The sequence below is a fragment of the bacterium genome (genome assembly GCA_026398675.1).
Taxonomy (GTDB): Bacteria; RBG-13-66-14; RBG-13-66-14; order RBG-13-66-14; family RBG-13-66-14; genus RBG-13-66-14.
Genome location: JAPLSK010000023.1, coordinates 1 through 1924 on the forward strand (window position 1 = coordinate 1; position 1924 = coordinate 1924).

Genomic DNA, 1924 nt, shown 5'->3' on the forward strand with positions numbered 1-1924 from the left:
GAGGGGACATGCGGTAGCCCTCACCCCGGCCCGTGCCTCGTAGGCCTCCCACGGGAAGAGGGGGACCCGACTCACACCCGCCGGTCGGTGGAGCTCCTCCCTGGATAGGTCCTCGTGCAACAACCGTCCCTTTTGTTCGCCAGAAGGAAGTAAAGTATAAAGAAAAGGGCGGGGTCGGTCAAGGCTCACCTCCCGTCCGGCGGCGCGTTGACGGCGGTCACTGGGGCGTGGTCGTCGAGGGGTCGGGTGGTATAATCGGCCCAGGCTTGAGCGTGAGGGGGGTAACTCCCCCGCTTTGGTGCATACCAGACACAGGTTCACAGGTGTGTGATGATTCCAGAAGAAAATAAACCCGAGGCCTCGTCGGCAAGTCGTCCGGGATTCGTTTCGGATTTGAAGCACATGCTGCGGGCTTTCAAGCATTACAACTACAGGCTCTTTTTCATTGGGCAAGGTATATCCGTCATCGGTACGTGGATGCAGATGATAGCCATGTCCTGGCTCATCTATAAGCTCACGGGTTCGGCCATGCTACTCGGCCTGGTGGGGTTCGTCACCCAAATTCCCTGCCTCGTGATCACGCCTTTCGCCGGCGTCCTCATAGACAGGTTTGACCGCCGTCGCATACTTCTCTGGACGCAGGGGCTGGCGACGCTTCAGGCGGTCATTTTGACCATCATCGTCTACACCGGCGTCGTCCAGATATGGCACATATTCGCCCTGGGCCTCTTTATCGGCCTGGTGAACTCCGTGGATATGCCCACGCGGCAGGCGTTCGTCATAAAAATGGTAGACCGCAGGGAGGATTTAGCCTCGGCCATCGCGATGAACTCGGCCATATTCAACGGCGCGAGGCTCATCGGGCCTCTGATCGCCGGATTCGTGATAGCCGGATTCGGCGAGAAGGTCTGCTTCCTCGTGAACGCGGTGAGTTTTCTCGCGGTCATAGTCTCGCTCGCCCTCATGCGGATAGATCACGCGAGACCGGAGAAAGGCGAAGTGAAGGTGTTCGCCGAGCTCAAGGAAGGCCTTTCCTACACCTTCCGCACTCCGCCCATACGATCCATCCTTCTCATGCTCTCGTTTTTGAGCCTCACGGCCATGCCTTACATAACGATCATGCCGGTCATGGCGAAGCTCGTGCTTTCGGGCGACGCACGCACCTTTGGATTCCTCATGGGCGCCATCGGCGTGGGTGCGCTGGGCGGCGCGGTCTTCCTCGCGTCGCGCAAGGCCTTCATCGGCCTGTGGAAAATCATTCCGATCGCCGCTTGCATCTTCGGCACGGGACTGATTCTCTTCTCTTTTTCGAGAACGCTCTGGATTTCACTCTTCCTCATGGTCGTCGCCGGTTTCGGGATGATGGCTCAACTGGCCACATCGAACACGGTCATCCAGAACATAGTGGACGAATCAAAGCGCGGCCGGGTGATGGCCTTCTATTCGACCGCCATGATGGGGATCCTCCCTTTCGGGAACCTTCTCGTGGGCGGCCTTGCGGACATCATAACCGCGCCGTGGACGATTTTCGCGGGCGGGGTCGCCGCCATTCTCGCTTCGATAGTTTTCTCCACCCGGCTCGGAAATTTCAAGGGGATTACCCAATCACCTCCCGCCGGTACTTCGCCCCCGCGCCGGAGTGAAATTGCGGTGGAAAACCGAGCGCAGCGAGCTACGCCCCCGGCGAAATGAGGGTGGTGCCGACCGGGGCTCACCTCCCGCCCGGTAGCGCGTTGGCGCCGCCGGCGGAGCCGTGAGCAGTCTCCCTAGTCCGGGCCGGCGGGACGTTGGCTGGTATAATGGGGCAGGCAGACAAGGGGTTTTCCCGGGGGGCCCATTTAAAACCCCTTGCCCCAACAAGGGCCTCCGCGCTCCGGGGGGCGACTTCCCCTTGGCGACCGACACGCCGGTGTGCTATCCTCCC

The 1924-nt window shown here is 60.4% G+C and carries 1 protein-coding gene; it reads left to right on the plus strand.

The features are described 5' to 3' along the window. Positions 1–330 precede the first annotated feature (330 nt). Positions 331–1692: an MFS transporter gene (locus tag NTW26_00310; protein MCX7020716.1), complete on the plus strand. Its 1362-nt coding sequence runs from the start codon at positions 331–333 to the stop codon at positions 1690–1692. Positions 1693–1924 lie beyond the last annotated feature (232 nt).

What these genes read in the sequence shown, in the direction of transcription:
- NTW26_00310 (MCX7020716.1), top strand. Translation starts at nt 331, where the DNA reads ATGATTCCAGAAGAAAATAAACCCGAGGCCTCGTCGGCAAGTCGTCCG.